The 20853-nt window shown below is 61.0% G+C and carries 19 protein-coding genes, 1 tRNA gene and 1 pseudogene; 7 read left to right on the top strand and 14 right to left on the bottom strand.

The window, feature by feature from the left end:
- Positions 1-146: 146 nt before the first annotated feature.
- The 3 genes from CFE47_RS19815 to ptsP are packed head-to-tail and all read right to left on the bottom strand — an operon-like array spanning position 147 to position 5650.
- Positions 147-1859: a PTS fructose-like transporter subunit IIB gene (locus CFE47_RS19815; RefSeq protein ID WP_286839669.1), complete on the bottom strand. Its 1713-nt coding sequence runs from the start codon at positions 1857-1859 to the stop codon at positions 147-149.
- Positions 1860-1870: 11 nt separating this feature from the next.
- Entirely contained in the window at positions 1871-2791 is a 921-nt protein-coding gene (pfkB, locus tag CFE47_RS19810; RefSeq protein ID WP_286839667.1) for a 1-phosphofructokinase, read from the bottom strand.
- Complete coding sequence (gene ptsP, locus CFE47_RS19805) at positions 2792-5650, bottom strand: phosphoenolpyruvate--protein phosphotransferase (protein WP_286839665.1); 2859 nt, start codon at positions 5648-5650, stop codon at positions 2792-2794.
- A gap of 292 nt (positions 5651-5942) precedes the next feature.
- On the opposite strand from ptsP, the gene cra reads away from it, so the two are divergent.
- Together cra and CFE47_RS19795 are read left to right on the top strand one after the other, a co-directional pair.
- Positions 5943-6938, top strand: a complete 996-nt coding sequence (gene cra / locus CFE47_RS19800) for a catabolite repressor/activator (protein ID WP_286839663.1) — start codon at positions 5943-5945, stop codon at positions 6936-6938.
- A 2-nt stretch (positions 6939-6940) separates the two neighbouring features.
- Positions 6941-7717: a TatD family hydrolase gene (locus CFE47_RS19795; protein ID WP_286839660.1), complete on the top strand. Its 777-nt coding sequence runs from the start codon at positions 6941-6943 to the stop codon at positions 7715-7717.
- On the opposite strand, the gene CFE47_RS19790 is transcribed toward CFE47_RS19795, so the two are convergent.
- From CFE47_RS19790 to CFE47_RS19770, 6 genes and pseudogenes are all read right to left on the bottom strand, one after another.
- Positions 7664-8095: a hypothetical protein gene (locus CFE47_RS19790; protein ID WP_286839658.1), complete on the bottom strand. Its 432-nt coding sequence runs from the start codon at positions 8093-8095 to the stop codon at positions 7664-7666. The two genes, CFE47_RS19795 and CFE47_RS19790, sit on opposite strands and share 54 nt — an antisense overlap.
- Before the next feature lie 126 nt (positions 8096-8221).
- Positions 8222-8926 carry a methyl-accepting chemotaxis protein gene (locus tag CFE47_RS31825; RefSeq protein WP_376750114.1) on the bottom strand — a complete coding sequence of 235 codons (705 nt, stop codon included), beginning with the start codon at positions 8924-8926 and terminating at the stop codon, positions 8222-8224.
- 153 nt (positions 8927-9079) lie between these two features.
- Positions 9080-9283: pseudogene (locus CFE47_RS31820) on the bottom strand (HAMP domain-containing protein); the annotation flags it as partial.
- Positions 9284-10396: 1113 nt separating this feature from the next.
- The gene (gene ampE, locus CFE47_RS19780) at positions 10397-11233 is read right to left on the bottom strand and encodes a regulatory signaling modulator protein AmpE (RefSeq protein ID WP_286839653.1); all 837 of its coding nucleotides are present in this window, start codon (positions 11231-11233) and stop codon (positions 10397-10399) included.
- Positions 11230-11793 carry a 1,6-anhydro-N-acetylmuramyl-L-alanine amidase AmpD gene (gene ampD / locus CFE47_RS19775; RefSeq protein ID WP_286839651.1) on the bottom strand — a complete coding sequence of 188 codons (564 nt, stop codon included), beginning with the start codon at positions 11791-11793 and terminating at the stop codon, positions 11230-11232. Before ampD ends, ampE begins: the two co-directional genes overlap by 4 nt.
- Positions 11794-11854: 61 nt before the next feature.
- Positions 11855-13993, bottom strand: coding sequence for a DUF1631 domain-containing protein (locus CFE47_RS19770; RefSeq protein WP_286839649.1), 2139 nt, complete (start codon positions 13991-13993; stop codon positions 11855-11857).
- A 188-nt stretch (positions 13994-14181) separates the two neighbouring features.
- Between CFE47_RS19770 and nadC the strand changes: the two genes are divergently transcribed.
- The gene (gene nadC / locus CFE47_RS19765) at positions 14182-15030 is read left to right on the top strand and encodes a carboxylating nicotinate-nucleotide diphosphorylase (protein ID WP_286839647.1); all 849 of its coding nucleotides are present in this window, start codon (positions 14182-14184) and stop codon (positions 15028-15030) included.
- Positions 15031-15081: 51 nt separating this feature from the next.
- Here nadC and CFE47_RS19760 read toward each other — a convergent pair whose 3' ends face one another.
- The 4 genes from CFE47_RS19760 to CFE47_RS19745 form a co-directional block, all read right to left on the bottom strand.
- Complete coding sequence (locus CFE47_RS19760) at positions 15082-15387, bottom strand: DUF6388 family protein (protein WP_185708305.1); 306 nt, start codon at positions 15385-15387, stop codon at positions 15082-15084.
- Positions 15388-15538: 151 nt separating this feature from the next.
- Positions 15539-15611 (bottom strand) — tRNA-Thr (locus CFE47_RS19755).
- Between the two features lie 48 nt (positions 15612-15659).
- A complete protein-coding gene (locus CFE47_RS19750) occupies positions 15660-17060 on the bottom strand; it encodes an O-antigen ligase family protein (RefSeq protein ID WP_286839644.1) in 1401 nt (466 codons plus the stop codon).
- A 35-nt stretch (positions 17061-17095) separates the two neighbouring features.
- The gene (locus tag CFE47_RS19745) at positions 17096-17512 is read right to left on the bottom strand and encodes a pilin (RefSeq protein WP_286839739.1); all 417 of its coding nucleotides are present in this window, start codon (positions 17510-17512) and stop codon (positions 17096-17098) included.
- A gap of 202 nt (positions 17513-17714) precedes the next feature.
- Here CFE47_RS19745 and CFE47_RS19740 point away from each other — a divergent pair, with 202 nt between their 5' ends.
- The 4 genes from CFE47_RS19740 to yacG are packed head-to-tail and all read left to right on the top strand — an operon-like array spanning position 17715 to position 20603.
- Positions 17715-18923, top strand: a complete 1209-nt coding sequence (locus CFE47_RS19740) for a type II secretion system F family protein (RefSeq protein WP_286839642.1) — start codon at positions 17715-17717, stop codon at positions 18921-18923.
- Positions 18920-19786: a prepilin peptidase gene (locus CFE47_RS19735; protein ID WP_286839640.1), complete on the top strand. Its 867-nt coding sequence runs from the start codon at positions 18920-18922 to the stop codon at positions 19784-19786. Before CFE47_RS19740 ends, CFE47_RS19735 begins: the two co-directional genes overlap by 4 nt.
- Positions 19783-20406 carry a dephospho-CoA kinase gene (gene coaE / locus CFE47_RS19730; protein WP_286839638.1) on the top strand — a complete coding sequence of 208 codons (624 nt, stop codon included), beginning with the start codon at positions 19783-19785 and terminating at the stop codon, positions 20404-20406. Before CFE47_RS19735 ends, coaE begins: the two co-directional genes overlap by 4 nt.
- Complete coding sequence (yacG, locus tag CFE47_RS19725; protein WP_017845472.1) at positions 20403-20603, top strand: DNA gyrase inhibitor YacG; 201 nt, start codon at positions 20403-20405, stop codon at positions 20601-20603. Before coaE ends, yacG begins: the two co-directional genes overlap by 4 nt.
- Here yacG and CFE47_RS19720 read toward each other — a convergent pair.
- Positions 20600-20815: a hypothetical protein gene (locus CFE47_RS19720; protein ID WP_003171680.1), complete on the bottom strand. Its 216-nt coding sequence runs from the start codon at positions 20813-20815 to the stop codon at positions 20600-20602. The two genes, yacG and CFE47_RS19720, sit on opposite strands and share 4 nt — an antisense overlap.
- Positions 20816-20853: the final 38 nt, after the last annotated feature.

Here is a 20853-nt window from a genome sequence, read left to right as displayed (position 1 = left end):
GATGAATCAGAGATGACACCGCCCCGCATCCAATGAAGTTCGAATGTGGGAGCTGGCTTGCCTGCGATAGCGGTGCATCAGTAACAAATATGCAAGCTGACAGCCCGCTATCGCAGGCAAGCCAGCTCCCACATTTTCAGACCGTGTCAGGCTTTGGCGGGTGCGACCGACAGCTCGACCACCTCAGGCCGCTTGATCAGCGCATACACCAACCCCGTCAACACACTCCCCGCCACAATCGCCAGCAAATACAACAGCGCATGGTTCATCGCATTCGGGATGACCAGCACAAACAACCCACCATGGGGCGCCGCCAGCACGCAGCCGAAATACATCGACAACGCACCGGTCAATGCGCCACCGGCGATGCTCGCCGGGATCACCCGCAGCGGGTCCTTGGCGGCAAACGGGATCGCGCCTTCGGAAATAAAGCACATGCCCAGGATCATCGCCGCCTTGCCCGCCTCACGCTCGGTTTGGGCAAACTTGCGGCGCGCCAGGAACGTGGCGATGCCCATGCCAATCGGCGGCACCATGCCGGCGGCCATGGTCGCGGCCATGGGTGCGCCGCTGTGGGCAGCCAGCAGGCCAACGGAAAACGCATACGCCGCCTTGTTGATCGGCCCGCCCAGGTCCACACACATCATGCCGCCCAGCAGGATGCCCAGCAGCACCGCGTTGGTAGTACCCATGGTGCTCAGGAAGTCGGTAAGGCCCACCAGCATGCGCGCCACCGGCGGGCCGACCAGATAGATCATCGCCAGGCCGGTGAACAAACTGGCCAACAACGGGATGATCAGGATCGGCTTGAGTGCCTCCAGGCTCTGGGGCAATTTCACCGCGCGGGTGATCAGCTTGACGCAGTAACCGGCCAGGAAACCGGCGAATATGCCGCCGATAAACCCCGCCCCCAAGGTGCCTGCCAACAAGCCGCCGATCATGCCCGGCGCAATGCCCGGACGGTCGGCAATCGAGTAGGCGATGTACCCCGCCAGCAGCGGCACCATCAACATGAAGGCGCGATCGCCGACGGTTTTCAGTGCGGCGGCCAGGGTGCCTTCCTGTTCGAATGCGTGGATACCGAACACAAAGGACAAGGCGATAAGCAAACCGCCCGCCACCACCATCGGCAACATGAACGACACACCGGTGAGCAGGTGTTTGTACACGCCGGTTTTTTCCGACTTGGTCACCGCACCGGTCGCAGCGCTTTCCACCGTGCCTTCGGCCAGGGCCTTGTTGAGGGTCGCTTCGGATTGCTTGAGGGCAATGCCGGTGCCGCAGCGATAAATCTTCTTGCCAGCGAAACGCTCGGTGGCGACCTCGATATCAGCGGCCAACAACACCACGTCGGCATCGGCAATCGCTTGCGGGCTCAACGGCGTGCGTGCACCCACTGAGCCCTGGGTCTCGACCTGCAAGTCGTAGCCCAGGCGCTTGGCGGTTTGCTGCAGGGCTTCGGCCGCCATGAAGGTATGGGCGACGCCCGTCGGGCAAGCGGTGACGGCGACGATACGCGGTGCGCTCTTGGCAGCACTCTCAGTGGCGGCATACTCCAGTGCTTCCTCGGCACCTCGACGCAACACCGCTTCCACATCCGCCAGCGCCTGGGCGGGCGTGCTCTGGAACACACGTTTGCCAACAAACCGCGTCATATCCACCGGCGTGCTGCTGACCAGTAATACCCATTCGGCGGCATCGATGGTGGTTTGGGACAACTGGCGTTCAGGGCGCTGCACATCCACCACTTCGACACTGGTGCTCCATCCCTGGCGCTGCGCAGCGGCGTCCAACAAGCGAGCGCACAGCACACTGGTGACCATGCCGTTCGGGCAGGCAGTAACAATGGCTAACTTCATCACAAACCCTCTTATTGTTCTGTCAGCGTGCGCACATCGACGCCGCTTTGCAGATGCGCCAACTGCGCATCGTCGCTGATGCCGAAACCGATTTGCGTCACCGCCATGGCGGCAATTGCCGTGGCCCGGCGCAAGGTTTGCTCCGGCGTATCGCCACTGAGCAACCCGTGGAGCATCCCGGCCAGCAATGAGTCGCCAGCACCTACCGTGCTTGCCACACTGACCTTAGGCGGCGTGGCGTGCAGCGCCCTACCCGGGCTGAACCAGCTCACACCTGCGGCGCCATCGGACACCACCACATGCTCCACACCCTGTTGATGCAATTGGCTGACAGCATCCGCGCTATGCCCCAGGGCTTCGGCCAGCTCTTCGGTGTTGGGTTTGACCAACCAAGGGCCGGCCTTCAACCCGGCACGCAGCGCTTCGCCGCTGGTGTCCAGGGCGACTTTCAAACCGAGGTTTTTCAACGTTTCCAACAACCCCTGAAACCACTGTGGGCTGACGCCGTTTGGCAGGCTGCCGGCGACCACCACCGCATCGAACTCAGGGCCGATTGCCTCAACGCTCTTGAGCAGTACTTTTTGCGCCTGCTCCCCCACCCAAGGCCCCGGCGCATTGATGTCGGTGACCCGGCCATCGTATTCGGCAATCTTGATATTGCTGCGGGTTTCGCCCGGAACGCGAACGAACGCATCGCCGAATCCACGGCTGGCAATCAGCGCCTCGAAGGCCTGCGGGTTGTCTTCACCCAGGAAGCCGCCCACGGTCACGTGATGGCCCAGGTCCGCCAACACCTGGGCCACATTCACGCCTTTGCCGGCGGCATGGGTGAGCATGGTTTCACTGCGATTGACTTCACCCGGTTCCAGGCGCGGCAGGCGCACCGTCAGGTCCAACGCCGGGTTCAGCGTCAGGGTCAGAATCCTTGCCATTTACACGGCCTCCACAAGGGCACGCACGTCGGCGGGCGAGCCCACTGCCAGTGCTTTTTGCGCCAGGCTCTGGGCCTCGCTCAAGCTGAATTCACGCACCCGCGCTTTCACTTCGGGGATGCTGCGGGCCGACACACTCAACTCATCCACACCCAGGCCGATCAACACCGGCACCGCCAGCGGGTCGGCGGCCAACTCGCCGCACACGCCAACCCACTTGCCATGGGCATGGGCGGCACGCACGGTGATGTCGATCAGTTGCAGCACCGCCGGGTGCAGGCCATCGGCCTGGGCCGACAGGGTTGGATGGCCACGGTCGATGGCCAGGGTGTATTGGGTCAGGTCGTTGGTGCCGACGCTGAAAAAGTCGACTTCCTTGGCCAGCACCGGCGCGAGCAAAGCCGCCGATGGGACTTCGATCATGATGCCCAGTTGCAGGTCGGCCACCGGGATTTCCTGGCGCAAGCGTTCAGTCATGTCACGGGCGGCACGCCATTCATCGACGCTGCCGACCATGGGAAACATGATGCGCAGCGGACGGTTGTCTGCCGAGCGCAGAAGCGCGCGCAGTTGCGCTTCCATGATCTGTGGGCGTTGCAGGGTCAGGCGAATGCCGCGCACGCCGAGGAAGGGGTTTTCTTCCTGAGCAATCGGCCAATACGGCAGCGGCTTGTCACCGCCCACATCCAGGGTGCGCACCACCAGCGGGCGACCGCCAAGGCCGTCGAGTACACGGCGGTATTCGGCTTCCTGGGTTGCTTCATCCGGGGCTTGCGGGTGAGCCATGAAGATCAGTTCGGTGCGCAACAAGCCGATGCCTTCGGCGCCCTGCTCTACTGCGCTGGCGACGCCGGCGCTTTCGCCGATGTTGGCGAACACTTCTACCGAGTGGCCGTCGCGGGTCAATGCCGGCTCATGACGCTGGGCCGAAGCGGCTTGCAGGCGCTGCTCGCGGGTGTCGCGCTCGACGGTGGCGCGGTGCAGGGTCGCGGCATCGGCGTCCACGTGCAGGCGGCCGCGCTGGCCATCGAGCAACAATGGCGTACCAGAGGCCAACAGCAACACACCAGGCCCCGCGCCGACCAACGCAGGAATGCCGAGGGCACGGGCGACGATGGCGCTGTGGGCCGTGGCGCCACCACGCGCCGTGAGAATGCCGGCGACACGCGCCGGGTCCAGGCGTGCGACGTCGGATGGACCGACTTCGTCCATCACCAGGATGTAGGGTTCACTGGGTTCCTGAGCCGTTTCGACACCGCACAGTTGCGCCAATACACGACGACCAATGTCACGCAGGTCGGCGGCGCGCTCGGCGAGCAAGGCGTCCTGCAACGACTCTTGCTGTTTGGCGGCGGCTTCGATCACGCTCATCCACGCGGCTTCGGCGCTTTCGCCTTGCTTGAGGCGGGTGTCGACTTCGTCGGTCAATTCCGGGTCGTCGAGCATTTCCTGGTGGGTGATGAAAATCTCGCGGATGGCCTTGGACGGATTGCGCTCGATCAAACCCTGAATGTCACCGCGCACGTCGGTCAAGGCGGTTTGCAGGCGTTGACGTTCGATCACGGCGGACTCGCCGCGCAGTGGGTATTCGAACACCTGTTGAACCTGGATATGCGCAGGGCCAATGGCAATGCCCGGCGCAGCGGCGATGGCCTGGATCTGGCTGCCGGCCAAGGGCGCGTTGATCACCGGCTCGATATCGAGGACTGCGGGCTGGGCACTCGCGGTCGGCAGCGGCTCGACTTCTTCGCCAAGGCCTTCTTCCACTGCGGCCAACAAGGCGGGCAGCGCGTCGCCGGCAATCGTCGGTTCGGCGACAAATTCCAACACCTGGCCGCGCCGTGCCCCCAGGCTCAGCAGCTTGCTCAGGCTTTTCACCGACACGGCGCCCACCGGGCCATCGACGATGCGCACGCGGAGGTCGCCATCAAAGTTCTTTGCCAATTGCGCAAGGATCTTTGCCGGGCGCGCGTGCAGGCCATGGGCGTTGGCCAGCGTGATGCGGGCGCTGGGCCAATCGGGCGGCAACTCGCCACCGAGTACTTCCAACACGGCACGGCTGCTCGTAGCGCGGCCCAGTTCCTGACCACGCCCTTCGATCAGCAAGGCGCACAGGCGCTCCAGCAGAGCTTGATGGGCTTCGCCGAGGCTGGCCAGGCAGAACAGACCGTTGAGCGGCTGGCCGAGATAACGCATGGGCTTGTCCGGCGTGACAAATGCCAGGCCCGGTCGCTTGACGGTCTGCTCACTGTGCAGCCACCACAGGCCATCGCCCAGGGGCAGCGCATCGACTTGTTGCAAGACGGCGGCAAAACCATTACTGACGCAATCGGCCTGACGTAGCAGGCGTGCACCGCGCCAGACCAGCTCTTCAAAGTCATCGGCAGACACGCCGAGGCTGATCATCTGCGCGTCCAGCGCCAGTTCCTGCGGCGCACCTTGCAGCAGTTTCAGCAACGCCTCTGCGGACCCGGCTCGGCGCAACGCCTGGCCCAGGTCGGTTTCGCCGAGGGCACGGGTGAGCAGTTGCAACAGGCGCAGGTGTTCATCGGATTTGGCGGCGATGCCGATGGCCAGGTAGACGATCTGGCCATCGCCCCAGTCCACCCCTTCGGGGAACTGCAGCAGACGCACGCCGGTGGAAAACACCTGGTCACGGGTTTCGGGGGTGCCGTGGGGGATGGCAATGCCCTGGCCAAGAAAGGTCGAGCCTTGGGCTTCACGGGCTTGCAAGCCGCTGAGGTAACCCTCGGCGACCAGGCCATCGGCCACCAGTTTTTCAGCGAGCAGGTGCAAGGCAGCAGATTTATCCACAGCCACCTGGCCCATGGAAATCTGCTCTACAGTGAGCTCAAGCATGCCGTTCTCCTAGTTAGTGCGGTGGGCGCACTAGGTATTGTTTTGAATTAACAGTGTATGGCGTTGCGAAATAACTGACTGAGTAGTCAATTGGCAGTAGCCACTCAGTAGCGAATATCGTAAAAATACGCTTGCTGAAACGTTTAATCTAGAATTTATGACAGATTACGCGTCAATTGCGCAACCTTGAAGAACCACTCGGCGTTTGAGCTTGGACCTTGGTCGTGTGCTGGAATCGGTTACGATTGGACAAAATGTCGGGGCAAGCTCAAAAAAACAAGGAAATCCCGGTTTGAAACTCAGTGATATCGCACGTCTCGCCGGTGTGTCCGTGACCACCGCCAGCTACGTCATCAATGGCAAGGCCGAACAACAACGGATCAGTAGCGCAACCGTCGAACGGGTGCGTGCCGTGGTTGAAGCCCATGGCTTTACCCCCAACCCCCAGGCCGCCGGGCTGCGCAGTCGGCACACGCGCACCTTGGGCTTTATCCTGCCCGACCTGGAAAACCCCAGTTACGCACGCATCGCCAAGCTCTTGGAGCAAGGTGCGCGGGCACGCGGCTATCAATTGCTGATCGCCAGTTCCGACGATGAAGCAGACAGCGAGCGCCAGTTGCTGCAACTGTTCCGCGCCCGGCGCTGTGATGCGTTGTTTGTGGCCAGTTGCCTGCCGCCCAGCGACGACAGTTACCGCGAGCTGCAAGCCAAGGGCCTGCCGGTGATTGCCATCGACCGGGAAATGGACCCGACGCAATTTTGCTCGGTGGTCAGCGATGACCGCCAGGCCAGCCAGCAATTGACCGCCAGCCTGCTGCAACTCAAACCCAAGCAAATCGTGCTGCTGGGCGCACGTGCCGAGTTGAGCATCAGCCAGGAGCGTACAAAGGGATTCTCGTTGGCCCTGCGCGACGCCGACGTGGAGAACAGCATCGAGCACGGCCTGGCCTTCAGCCGCGAGTGCGGCAAAAAGATGATGGAAGAACTCCTGCAACGCCTGGGGCATTTGCCTGATGCGCTGATCACTACGTCCTACGTGCTGCTGCAAGGCGTGTTTGACGCACTGCATGAGGTGCCGCTCAAGCAACGGCAAATGCATCTGGGTACCTTTGGTGACACCCAGTTGCTGGATTTCTTGCCACTCCCCGTCAATGCCATGGCCCAGCAGCATCAACTGATTGCCGATACCGCCCTGAAACTGGCGTTAGCGGCGATTGAAGAACAGCACTACCAGCCTGGCGTGCACGCCATCGGCCGCACGTTCAAGCAGCGTATCCACGAGGCCTGAGCGTGGAACTGATCGACACCCACACCCACCTCGACTTCCCCGACTTCGACAGCGATCGACGGGAAGTCCTCGCCCACAGCCGCGAACTCGGCGTGCGGCGCATGGTGCTGCTGGGGGTTTATCAACAGAATTGGCAGCGGCTGTGGGACCTGGTGCAAGCCGATGCAGGCTTGTTCGCCGCCTTTGGCCTGCACCCGGTGTATCTGGACGGCCACCGGCCCGCCGACCTGACGGAGCTGGGCGACTGGCTGACGCGCCTGCACGGCAATCGGCAACTCTGCGCGGTGGGTGAGATCGGCCTGGACTACTTTCTTGAAGATCTGGACCGCGAACGCCAACAACGCCTGTTTGAAGCCCAGCTCAAGCTGGCGGTGGACTTCCAACTGCCGGCGCTGCTGCACGTACGCCGCAGTCACGCGGCGGTGATCGCCACCCTCAAACGCATACGCGTGCCACGGGGCGGCATCATCCACGCCTTCGCCGGCAGCCGCGAAGAAGCCCGCGAGTACATCAAGCTCGGCTTCAAACTGGGACTGGGCGGCGCTGCCACCTGGCCTCAGGCCCTGCGCATGCACAAGGTGCTGGCACAGTTGCCGTTGGACGCCGTGGTGTTGGAAACCGACTCACCGGATATGGCACCCGCCATGTACCCCGGCCAGCGCAATAGCCCGCAACACTTGCCGGACATCTGCAACGCCCTTGCCGAACGCATGGGCATCAGCCCCCTATTGCTGGCCGAGGCGAGCACACGCAATGCGTGCGAGCTGTTCAATTGGTAATGTCGGCGTAGCCACTTGCAGGTCCAGCGTTATCCGCTGGCGGTAGCGGACATATCGCAGTACCAAAAAGTGCACCAGCAGCACGACCAGCGATACGTTGAACTGCCCGATCACACTGATCAACCCCACCCACTCCGCCACCAAGGCCACGAGGAGCACCACGCAGGTCAGCACCAGCATGCTGGGGCGTACCATCGCCCAATGATCCAGTGCCTTGAACTCGCGCAATTGCCGTGGGCAATTCAGTTGCAGGACCCGTTGGCAGTAAGGGCAATCGAACGGTTCCTCAATGGCGATAGCATTCAGTTGCCAAGGTTTGAGTTCGAAGGTGATATCGCAGTGGGCGCAGTGCCCTTTGATGCCGATTGCAGTGGTCATCGCTGTGCTCCCTTGGAAGTCGACTTGAGTGAAACAAATTCTGACTTATTCAGGTGAACAGAAAAGGTCCGTAGAGAAATCAGGACATACACCACATCCGCCACAGGCAATTCCTACACCCTTGACCTACACACGAAACGCGCCAATCAATTGCTTCAGCTCGATGACCTGCATCGACAGCTGTCGACTTGCTGCTTCGGTCTGATGAGCGCCGTCGGCTGCGTGCTCGCCTGCACGGTTGATTTCGACGATGTTCTGGTCGATATCGTGGGCGACCGCCGTCTGTTGTTCCACGGCTGCGGCGATCTGTTGGTTCTGATCGACGATCATGCCTACCGCTCCGAGGATATTTTCCAAGGCCTGCTGGACCTTTTCCGACTGCCCCACCGTGCCGTTGGCCATTTCATGGCTGGTGCCCATGGCCTTCACAGCGGCAGCTACGCCGCTGTGTAGCCGACTGATCATCTGATCGATTTCCTCGGTTGAGCGCTGGGTGCGCCGCGCCAGGGTGCGCACTTCATCGGCCACCACCGCAAAACCACGCCCTTGTTCACCGGCTCGGGCGGCTTCGATGGCGGCATTGAGCGCCAGCAGGTTGGTTTGTTCGGCAATGCTTTTGATCACTTCCAATACGCTGCTGATGGACTGGCTGTCGGTAGCCAACTGGTTGATCACGTGCACCGACTGCTCAATCTCCAGGGCCAGCCGGGCAATACTGCCCTGCTGGGATTGCACCAACCCACGACCGCTGACGGTTTCGTCGTTGACGCTGTGGGCGCTGCTGACCGCCGCCGCCGCGCTGCGCGCCACTTCCTGGGCGGTGGACGACATCTGGTTCATGGCGGTAGCCACTTGTTCGATCTGGGTGCGCTGGCCGGAAACGGCCTGATTACTGTGGGCCGACACCGTTTCCACTTGGCTGGCCTGCCATTCAACTTGGCCTACGGTATGACCGACGCGCTCGATCAAGTCATGGATCTTCGCCACGGTGCCGTTGAACACCTGGCCCAAATCGCCCAGCTCATCGCGGCTGTGGGAAACAAAGGTGACGGTCATATCCCCAGCCGCCACCTTGTCCATCATCAAGCCCAGGCGCCGCAACGTGGTTCGCGTGGAGGCGTAGAAGCCGCCATACAAATAAAAGATCAGCAAAAATACCGCCGTCAGGGCCGAGACCAACACCACCATGTGTGTACGGTTTTGCGCCAGGCGCTGCTCCAACTGTTGCCCGATGAACGCCAGGGTCGCCTCATTGAGCTGGTAGGTCTGGGCCATCAATTGGCTGACGTTGTCATAAAAACCCTGCCATGGGGTGTCGAGGGTTTCGGCCATCACCACCTGTTCTTCAAACAAATCGCTGCCTTTTTTGAGGCTGGCGTTGCTGGCCGTGGCCAGGCTGTCGAGCGCAGTGTGTGCGGCTTTGCTGGCGCCGAGGGCATCCTGCAGTTTCAAGCCATATTCGGCCTGGAGTTTTTCCAGCTGCTGCAGCAATTCGTCAAAGCGCGTGCTGGAAGACGAGTTGAGAAAGCCCTGGCCCAGGGAATAGGCTCCCATCGCCCGGCCTTCACCCAGGGTCTGGGTAATGTGCGGGGTGACGCTGGTGATCAGTTCACTGAGTTGGCGCAGGTCGCTTTGAGGATCGCGGCTCAGGCCGGATTGGCTGGCGATGATCTGGCTGAGCATTTGCGCCTTGTTCAGTAACTTGCCGATCAACGCGCTTTTGCTCAGTAGAGAGGTTTCCTGTTGCTGGGCTTTGAAGGCCGCGATCAACTCATCGCGCTTGCCGTCAAAAGCAGCAATCTGCTCAGGCTCGGTGGCCATGGCGGTGAGGCTTTGCAGGCGGCTCAGAACACTCTGTTCCAGGGCGCTGATCTTGTTCTCAAGGTCGCCAGCCTTGCCGGATTGGCCGAGGGTTGCGTTGATCTGCACCTGGTTGTTGAGGGTTTCCAGGTCGCGCCGCAGGGCCAGGCTGCTGCCGAGCAAATCGAGGCTTTGCAATTCGATACGGGTGCCCTGGAATTCGCGCCAGGAGTCGCGCACCAGGTAATAGTTGGTCGCCAGCATCGGCAGCAGGAACAGCACGCTGATCAGGCTGAACTTCATGCCGAAACTCAGACGGTTCATCAGCGCGACGGCGGGATAGAGCAAGCTCTTCACAGGTGAACTCCCTTTCTTTTATTTTTATTGAGGCGCAGGGCGGCAGTTAGCCATCACCTGTATAGCTCAATTTCAAAGGGAGTTTTGTAACTTAAGGTTAACAACACGTACGCGGCGAGGGGGCAAGCCCCCCACTGCATTGAGCTAAGGCAATACCGTCCAGATCGCAAACCCGGCATACCACAACACCGCCGCGCGCAGCAGCAGTTCCCACAAGCGGTCCAGGCTGTTGATGCCATCGGCGCCCACTACCGGCGGCGGGATTTCAGCGGCCACCAGGCCGACTTTTTCCACCAGTTGAGCGGCGCTGATGTCCCAGCTCAACAGCTCGTGAAGCATCACACGACTGACCGCGACGAAATTGCCCACCAGCGCAAAACTCGCCGCCAGCAAGCGTACTGGCAACCAGTCGAAAGCATGGCGCAGTTGCCCGGCGCGCTCGGCCACCAGCGGGTTCTGGCTGTGTTCACTGGCCAATGCCAGCAGGCGATAGGCAAGCGCTGCAACCGGCCCCAACAGGAAGTACCAGAAGATCACCGCGAAAAAGCTCTGGTATGCCTGCCACAGCAGATGAGCCTGGACACGTTCGAGCAGTTGCTCGCCGCTGTCGGCGCTCAGGCTCAGGTCACGTTCAGCCACATGCTCGGCGGCTTGCAGATCACCCCGCCGCCAGGCATCCCGAAAGGGGCCGAGCCCGGCCAACAGGTCGCCCCGGCCCAAGCTGTAGATCACCACCAGCAGGTGCACCGGCAGTGCCAGCAGGCCATAGGCCACGGGTTCCAGCACCAGCAGCAACAACGCCAGCAAGGCCACTGGCAACAACACCAACAGCGCCAAAATCAGCCAGGGTTGTTTGCCCGTACGTGGGCTCGACTCCAACTTCGCCAGCTCGCGCAACCATCCACCGTCACGTTGCAACCGCTGACGCAGGGCCGAGAACTTCTCGATCCACACGGCCAGCACCAACACCAAAAAACTCATCGTGCGTGTCCTCCATCCTGCAGGGCGCTGAGAAAGCGCGTCCAATCAAAAGCCGGGCCTGGATCGGTCTTGCGTCCCGGCGCGATATCACTGTGACCACAAATGCGCTGGGGGGTGATGCCTGGGTAGGCCGCCAGCAACTGACGAGTCAGGTCGGTCAACGACGCGTATTGGGCGTCAGTGAACGGCAGGTCATCGGTGCCCTCCAGTTCTATCCCCAAGGAAAAATCGTTGCAGGTTTCGCGACCTTCGAAACGCGAGACGCCGGCGTGCCAGGCTCGGTCGATACAGGAAACAAACTGCGTCACAATGCCGTCACGTTCAATCAGAAAATGCGCGGACACGCGTAGGTCAGCGATCCCTTCAAAGTAGGGATGCTCCGTGACATCCAGACGATTCTGGAAAAACTCCTGCACTTTACCGGTGGCGAACTGCGCCGGCGGCAAGCTGATGTTGTGCACCACCAACAGCGAGATCTCGCCTGCGGGGCGCTCGTTGAAGTTGGGAGAAGGGCAATGACGAATGCCCTGGCACCAACCGCTGGCGGGATCCAACTGCATACCGGTTCCTTGAACGAGACAAAGTGTTACCAGTATGCCGCGTTCGGCCCTGCGGTTGCGATCACTTGCCGCGATTGAGTTGACGCAGCCTGCCAACCACCGCCGCCAGCGCCCGCTCGAACAATGGCCCGTCGTCCAAGCTATGCAGCGCGCCTCGCTTGAACGCCAGCGCCAGTTGGCCGGCACTCCGTTCCAAGACCTTGAGCCCCATGCGGCTGACGAAAATATAAGTGTTGGCCGGTGTCATGATCGCGGTGAGCTTGCAGCGCTGGGTGCTGGCTTCGTGGTCGTCGAACTCCACCCAACCACCGAGCCGCAATTGATGAACCTTGAGCAGGTCCGGATCACTGTCTGGCAGGTCTACGGCGAGTTCGGGCGACATGGCGCTGAGCAAAAAAGGCTCGCGTATTTCGACCAACTCGTCGACACCCTCTGGCGCCTGGATGTGCAGGGCCTGCAAACGCAGAAAAAACTCACGGGTGCTGAAAGGGTCGAACGCGGCGCTGGTCAGGCCGTCACGCAGCGCCTTGAGTAACTTCGGTACCTGCGCAATCAGCTCGGTGTTGCCCTGCTGGCTGACACTCCAGACCAACTCATCCATGGTGCGCAACCCCGTTTGCCATTGCACCGACTGCTCACCGTACTTGAGGTTGGCGAGCAAGAGCACCTGGCTCCAGGCCTGCTGCAAGAACTGCAAGACCGAGCGCGGCAAGACCTTCCCCAACAAACGTCGATTGAGCACATCGGCTACTCGCTGGCGCACCGCCTCAGTACGCAAGCGCGCTTCCTCAGTGTCGCGGGTGTGCTGTTCAAGCAACTCGCTACGCCGCCACTCTTCAGCGGTGAACACGCGGAACTCCGCCAACAGTTGGGCAAATATCGCTGGATCGTCGACAAACTCGTTGAGCAAACGCTGGACTGCCTGCTCGATGCGCAGGTACAGGGTGTCGCGCTGATAGTCATCGCGCGGGCTCCACGTCATGGCGGCAGCCGCGACCTCGTTGAGCAGACGCCGCGCCGGGTGGCTGGCGCAGCTGAGAATACTCTTGTCCAACACCGCGACTTTCAACACCGGGATCTGCAGGCGGGCGATCAACGCCTTGAAGGCGTTCGGCACCGTGCGGTCGTTACGGATAAATTCGAACAGCATCGCGATCAGGTTGATCACGTCTTCGTCCGCAGCCTCTACAACCCGTGACTTACCGCTCTTGACGCTGACTCGGGTGAGCAACTGCTCAAGTTGGTTGCGCAGGTCAAAATCGTCTTCGGCGTCCGGCTCCGGCACATATTGCTGCAAATGCGAGAGCAGACGTAAAAGGTCGCGAGATGAAATCGGCAGGGTTTCGGCGCCAGGCTCAAGGGTCGGCGCAACACTACCGCGTACTGCAGTGAGCAACCCTTGCAGGGCAGCAAACGCTTGCTGGCCGCTCTCACCGACAGCCTGATCAGCGTTCGACGCTGCCTCTTCACGCGGAAGTTCACGGGCCGCACGCCCACCCGGGCGTCGCGACGGCACAGCCTTGAGCCCAGGCAACACGCCAGTCGCAACCAGCAATTGATTGGCTTCGCCGTACAGTTGGTCGGCGTCGCTGAGCACGTATCTCTCAAAGAGCTTGAGCATGATCAGCTTGACGCGGATTTCTACGCCTAGACTGCGCCCTGCCCGCAGGAAGCATTCGCACAGCAACGCGGGCCCAAGGGGATTCTCACGGTCATCCAGGCGATTACCTAGCAGGGTACTCAAGCGCGTGGTGAGTTGCCCCAGGGCCAGACCGTCGCGGTGGCGCACACGGCCCAGCATGGCCTCAAGGGCTACGGCTTTTTCCAACTCGTCCTTCGAGGTGCCCGGCGCCGTTTCGTACGACACCACCGGCACCAGTTGCCGCTCGCCACGCCCGGCCAGGCTAAGGCTGGCGAAGGCTTCGAAAAGCCGTTCCATGAACACGCGCTCGAAATTCTTGCGCTTGAGGCGCAAGTCACGCATGGCTTCGAAGAAAATATGATGGTCAACGTTGCTGCGGGCTTTATCCGCCATTTCGAACAACGTGTCGTCGGCGTTATCGAACAGCTCCTGCAAACCTTGCTGCAACTGTTGCGCCGCTTTGTCGCGAACCTGCAGCAACACCACCGGCAGTCGGGCGAGCGGCGATGGCGTGGCGTGTGCCTTGTTGATCGGCACCACCTTTCCGTCATTGTGCATCCTGGCCTCCTGAAACGGCGGTATTGGCGGACGTCAAAGCTATGACGCCAATTGCAAGGCGCGGGATTATCTTGCAAACGGGGGTCGTTACGCCAGTGCACTCTGCCATTTGGTCGTAAATGAGCAGGCCGCTGGGTTCAAACGCGCACTGCCCCTATAATCGGGGCACTTTGTTTGTGGAGCCTGTTATGCCGAATCTCCGTCTTGCCGACCTCACCGCCGAAATTGAAGCCAACGTGCGCCGTGCACTGCTGGAAGACATCGGCAGCGGCGACATCACCGCGCAATTGATCCCGGCCGAACGGCTGGCCACAGCCACGATCATCACCCGTGATGCGGCTGTTATCAGCGGTACGGCCTGGGTGGATGCCGTGTTCCGCCAACTGGACCCGCGGGTTGCCGTGCATTGGCAGGTGGCCGACGGCGAACGCGTCAGCCCCAACCAGGCGTTGTTCCAACTCGAAGGCCCGGCGCGATCGCTGCTGAGTGGCGAACGTTGCGCGCTGAATTTTCTGCAACTACTGTCCGGCGTTGCGACTCGCGCCCAGTACTTGGCGGATTTCGTCGGCAGCACTCAAGTCAAGCTGCTGGATACCCGCAAAACCCTGCCCGGCCTGCGCCTGGCGCAGAAGTACGCCGTAACCTGCGGCGGTTGCCACAACCATCGCATCGGGTTGTATGACGCGTTCCTGATCAAGGAAAACCATATTGCTGCTTGCGGTGGCATCGCCCAAGCCATCAGCGCCGCCCACAAGATCGCACCAGGCAAGCCGGTTGAAATTGAAGTGGAAAGCCTGGAAGAACTGCGCGAAGCACTGGCGGCGGGCGCCGACATCATCATGCTCGATGAGCTGAGCCTGGAAGACATGCGTGAAGCCGTGCGTCTGAACGGTGGCAAGGCCAAGCTGGAAGCCAGCGGCGGAATCAATGAAAGCACCCTGCTGCCCATTGCTGAAACCGGGGTGGACTACATCTCCATCGGTGCAATGACCAAGGACGTGAAGGCAGTGGATTTGTCGATGCGCCTAAGCATCTAAAGCCTTGTAGTGAGCGGGCTTGCCCCGCGCTGGGCAAACCCGCTCACTCATTCAGACGACGAGATCATTCATCTCGCAATACTCGTCCCATTCAACCCCCAGCACCTCCGCTGCCTCTTTGTGCAAGGCCAGCCGTGCCGCTTCGAACTCTTCCGGTGTCGAGGTGTACTTGAGGGTCAGTTCCCAAGGCTGATAGCCCTGGCTTTCGGCCTCGTCCTCGAATGCCCACTGGATCTGGTCACGCTGATCATCAGCGCTTAGATCCTTGATCTCTTCTTTAAGCTGCGGCGATTCCTCGAGGTATTTTTCGAGGGCTGCTTGATGCCGAACTTCCTGGGTCATTTCAGTCGTGGTCATGTTGTTCTCTTTGGATCGAGGAATGGGGATGCATCTGGGTCATCAAGGTTGCGCAGATACAAAAGAGCAGGCACGAATGCCGGCACGTCTGGCCTTCAGAACCATTCTGGGATCATCTGAAAACATTGCCTTTGGAACAGTGTTGCCTCTTTGCCCGAGACAGGAATCGAACCTGCGACCTTCGCGTTACGAGTGCGCTGCTCTACCGGCTGAGCTACACGGGCGGTGGGCTAAAGCTAGCACCGCATTGGGCGTCCGGCAACTTGCGGCCTTCAGCGGGCAATCACGCCCTGGGCCCAGAAACGCGGCTGCAGTAAGTTGTCATGGGTGTTGAGGTACTGCTGCTGGGCTTGATTGATCTGAGGCAGGTCGCGAACGACAATAAAGACCAGCAGACCAACGGACACTACCGTCAGCGCTTTCCACACGCCCCAAGCCAACGGCGACGCCGTCGGTGCCGGGGTTCGCCATACATGCAGCGCCATCAGCCAGCCCACCACCAACGCCAGCCATACCTGGGAATTGGGCATCACGATCACGCCATCGACCATCGACTGCACCAACGCCGCGATCAACGCGGCAAGCAGGCATAGCCGCAACAGGTCTGCACGCTCGGTAGACAACATCCGTTTACGCACCTGAGCCACCGTGCCCCAACCGCCCCGCCACGCCAAAACCGCAACGCACAACGCCGATGGCACACCCCATTCGCTGGCCCATTGCAGAATGGCCTGATGTGGATGAGCGGCAATCTTGTTGGCAATATCGGCAAAGTGCATCGGTCCGAAGCCCAGCCAAGGACGCTCCACGAGCATATGCCACGCCTGCCACCAGATCGGACCACGACCCGACAGCGAGGTGGTAAGGCGGTCACTGGCAGCGCTGGCGATCTCGACTCCCAAGTAGTCCGCCAGCACCGTGAATACCGCCGCGTACAACAACACCCCGCCGACCACCGCAGCCAGTTGCCACCCCAACCAGCGTCGCCCCCAAGGCCCCAGCGCCGCCAAGACCACACCCGCGACGACCATGCCAAGCCAGGTGCCACGCGTACCACCACTGATAGCGATCAACCACCAGACGCACAGCAACGCAAACACCGCGCCTCGCCAGGCGCGTGAGACATTGGGGATCAGCAAGGGCAGCGCCAGCAGTGGCAAGGTGAATGTCTGGAACTGGCCGTAGAAGCGCTTGTTGGAAAAGCCGGACAGCAGCGAGTCAGGGTCGAGCGTCGACGCGCCACTGGTGAATGCGAGCCCGCCTGCGTGCAGGTATTGAATCGACTTGATCAGGCACAACCCCGTTACCACCAGGATCAGGGTCCGGTCCAACGCTTCGCCGCCGTGGCGACGAAGCAGGGCAAACGCCACCGCGATCGCCCCACAACTGATTAACACCGCCACCTCGGTGAACGCCCAAAGGGGTTGGTGGGCCAGCACCGAGGACAGCAACCCCAGCACGATAATCAGCGCCAGGCCCAGGGCGGTCGGGCGGTCCACCAACCGCTCGCTGGGGGCGACCGACAGTCCATACAGCACTGCGCAAAACCCGATGGCAATCTGCATCACCCGCTGCAGGTCGTGCCCACTGAACGGAACACACACCCCAACGACTAACAGGCACACCGTTACTACCAGGAAAACTTTGCCACGTTGCTGTACGGATAACGCCATCGGCCACCTCTACGTCCATGCAGATGGTTTAGCAGTTATGCGCCGTTGGTGCCGCACCCCTTGGCCACATATTTTTCTTCAGCGGTCGTGGTGCAGGCCCAGCCGGTGGTGGCGCTGCGCGTGAGGGTGATGGTTTTGTTCAGCACCGGCGCCGGGGCGTCGATAATTTCGCAACTGATCGCGCCGGCGCCGGTGGCCACGTCGCCTGTCACGGCGATCTTGCAGTTGGCGGTGGTGTCGCTGGTGCCACCGATCAACGCCAGGGTCGGCACGGTGCCTTGATTGATAGTGGATTCGTACCCGGCTTTAAGCGCGGTAATTTCTGCCAGGCCGGCGGTGAACTTGGCCTTGGCCTGATGGGTGGTGTACATCGGCAGGCCAATGGTGGCCAAAATGCCGATGATTGCAACGACGATCAACAACTCGATCAGGGTAAAACCTTTTTGACGTATCACATTCACTCTCCAGGATAGATCTCATGACGAGGCGCGTCCTGCGCCCCGCGTTGTGCAGCGGCGCCAGTGTACTCATCCACAAGCGCCCCAGCGCCTGCAAGACGCACATTCTGACATTTTATCCTCCGTTACCGGCCAGCCCAAAGTCGTCACCTGACTAAGCTATAAATCTTCGACGACCTCTGTGCGGAACCATGAGATGGATAACGCTTCGACGCTGTACGCCTGGGAAGGCACCAACCGCAAAGGCCGCCGGGTATCCGGGCAAACCCGCGGGCACAACCCCGCCCTGATCAAGGCCCAACTGCGCCAACAAGGCATCAACCCCGGGCGTGTGCGCAGGCAGCTGGCGGCGCTACCGAGCCTTGCCCCAGCAATCAAAGCCGCGGACATTACCCTGCTCACTCGCCAATTGGCCACCTTGCTCCGGGCAGGGATCCCTCTGCTGCAAGCGTTCGACATCATCAGCGAAGGCTTCGACAACCGCCTCGTACGCGCACTGGTGCTGGGCCTGAAACAGGAAATCGCCAGCGGCAGCAGCCTTGCCGGCGCCTTACGTAAACAACCGCGCCATTTCGATCCGTTGTATTGCAACCTGGTGGCCGCTGGCGAACAGTCCGGAGCACTTGAAACGCTGTTGGAGCGTGTGGCGGTCCACCGGGAGAAGGGTGAGCAGCTCAGGGCCAAAATCAAAAAAGCCATGACCTACCCGGTGGCGGTACTGGTGGTTGCAAGCGTGGTTACTGGCGTGTTGTTGATCCATGTGGTGCCGCAGTTCCAGCATCTTTTCGCCGGGGTGGACAGCAAGTTGCCCAGTTTCACCTTGCAGGTCATCGCGCTCTCCGAGTTCATGCAGCACGCCTGGTGGATGATGGCGCTTGGGCTGGTCGGAGCGGGCATGGGGTTGCGCAAGACTTATCAAACCTGTCCAGATTTCCGCCACTGGACGGACGCCGGTTTGTTGAAAATGCCCCTGACAGGCAAACTGCTGAAAAATTCGGCCGTGGCCCGCTATGCCCGCACGCTGTCCACCACCTTTGCGGCTGGCGTGCCGCTGGTGCAGGCGCTGGATTCAGTGGCGGGGGCAGCGGGAAATGAGCCGTTCAAACAGGCAATCGAGCATATGCGTCACGATGTATCCACTGGCATGCAGTTAAATCAATCCATGGCCAGCAGCGGCCTGTTTCCCGGCATGGCGATCCAGATGACGGCAATCGGCGAAGAGTCAGGCACCCTGGACCACATGCTGGATAAAGTCGCCAGTCATTACGAGACTGAGGTAGACAATCAGGTCGACACCCTCACCAGCCTGATGGAGCCTCTGATCATGGTGGTATTGGGCGGGATTGTCGGGGCACTTGTCATCGCCATGTACCTGCCGGTGTTTCAGTTGGGGAGCGCATTTTGAGTGCGCTGCTGAGTGAACACCCGCTGGCCTTCGTGCTGCTCGCGTTGGCATTGGGATTGATCGTCGGCAGTTTTCTCAACGTGCTGGTGTGGCGCCTGCCAAAGATGCTTGAGCGCGAATGGCGCGCCCAGGCCCACGAAGTACTCGGCCTACCTGCAGAGCCTGCCGGGCCGACCTACAACCTCATGCATCCCAACTCTTGCTGCCCGCACTGCAATCACCCCATTCGACCCTGGGAAAACATCCCGCTGCTCAGTTATCTGATACTTCGGGGTCGTTGCGCCCATTGCCGGGCGGCGATCAGCCCGCGCTACCCACTCACGGAACTGGCGTGCGGGCTGATCTCGGCATTCGTGGCCTGGCATTTCGGCTTCGGCTGGCAGGCAGGTGCGGTCATGCTGCTGAGCTGGGGGTTGCTGGCGATGAGCCTGATCGATGCCGACCATCAATTGCTGCCCGATGTACTGGTGCTGCCGCTGCTGTGGCTGGGCCTGATCGTCAATGGGTTCGGCTTGCTGACCACGCTGCCCGACGCCTTGTGGGGCGCCGTGATCGGATACATGAGCCTGTGGAGCGTGTTCTGGCTATTCAAGCTGGCCACCGGCAAGGACGGCATGGGCCACGGTGACTTCAAGTTGATGGCGTTGCTGGGGGCCTGGGGCGGTTGGCAGATCCTCCCAATGACGCTGTTGATGTCGTCGTTGGTTGGGGTGTTTGTCGGGTTGATACTGATGCGGATACGCAAGACGCAGGCGTCGACTCCGATGCCATTTGGTCCGTATCTGGCGATTGCCGGCTGGATTGCATTGCTCTGGGGTGGTCAAATAACCGACTTCTATTTGCAGTCTGTCGGTTTCAGATGACCACTTCTGTTGCAACACCCTGGATTCTTGGCCTCACCGGCGGCATTGGCAGCGGTAAAAGCGCGGCGGCCCAGCACTTTATCGACCTGGGCATCGACCTGGTGGATGCCGACCATGCCGCCCGCTGGGTCGTCGAGCCTGGCCGCCCGGCGCTGGCCAACATTGCCGAACATTTTGGTGCCGGCGTGCTGCAGCCTGACGGCCAGTTGGACCGTGCTGCGCTGCGCAAACTGATCTTTGAAGTACCCGAAGAGCGCCGCTGGCTGGAAGCCCTGTTGCATCCGTTGATTGGCGAGGAGATTCGCAGCCACCTGGCGCGCGCTCGTTCGCCTTACGCCATCCTGGTGTCGCCATTGCTGGTCGAGTCCGGCCAGCACAGCATGACCCAGCGCATCCTGGTGATCGACGTGCCGCAATCACTGCAGATTCAGCGTACCCTGCAGCGCGACGGCATCAGCGAACAGCAGGTGCAGGCGATTCTCAAGGCCCAGTCCAGCCGCGAAGAACGCCTGAAACATGCCGATGATGTGCTGGTCAATGACCAGGACCTTGCCTGGCTGCACAGCGAGGTCGAACGACTGCACCACTTTTACCTTACTTTGCGTGGAGGCCGATCATGAGCCAACCCTTGACCGTCGAATGCCCAACCTGCGGTGCACCCGTGGAATGGAAAGCGACCAATCTCAACCGGCCGTTCTGCTCGGACCGTTGCAAACTCATCGACCTGGGCGCCTGGGCGGCTGAAGAACACAAGATTCCGGTGGCTCCCGATGCCGAAGACGAGCTGTTTTCCGAAGACCTGCCGCCACGCCACTAAGGGCGCATAAAGGCATATTCCTGCTGGTCGTCGAGGTTCTCTGCAAGGTATTGCAGCTCGTCGGCCAGGTCTTCGAAACTTCGCACACCCTTGCTCTGCTGCACCACCGCACTGAGCATCGCGCGCAGGGTCAAGCCTGGGTCAAAACCGATTTCCTGTGCTGCATCCTGGCTTCTGCGCAACTCCTGCCGTGCCCACTCGTACACACTCATGATCCGTGCTCCTGGAAGAATGTTGCAGAGCATGGGCT

Origin of the sequence: Pseudomonas sp. PGPPP1 (assembly GCF_002255865.1) — a bacterium.
GTDB lineage: Bacteria > Pseudomonadota > Gammaproteobacteria > Pseudomonadales > Pseudomonadaceae > Aquipseudomonas > Aquipseudomonas cremoris.
This window is presented reverse-complemented; position numbering and strand designations above follow the sequence as displayed.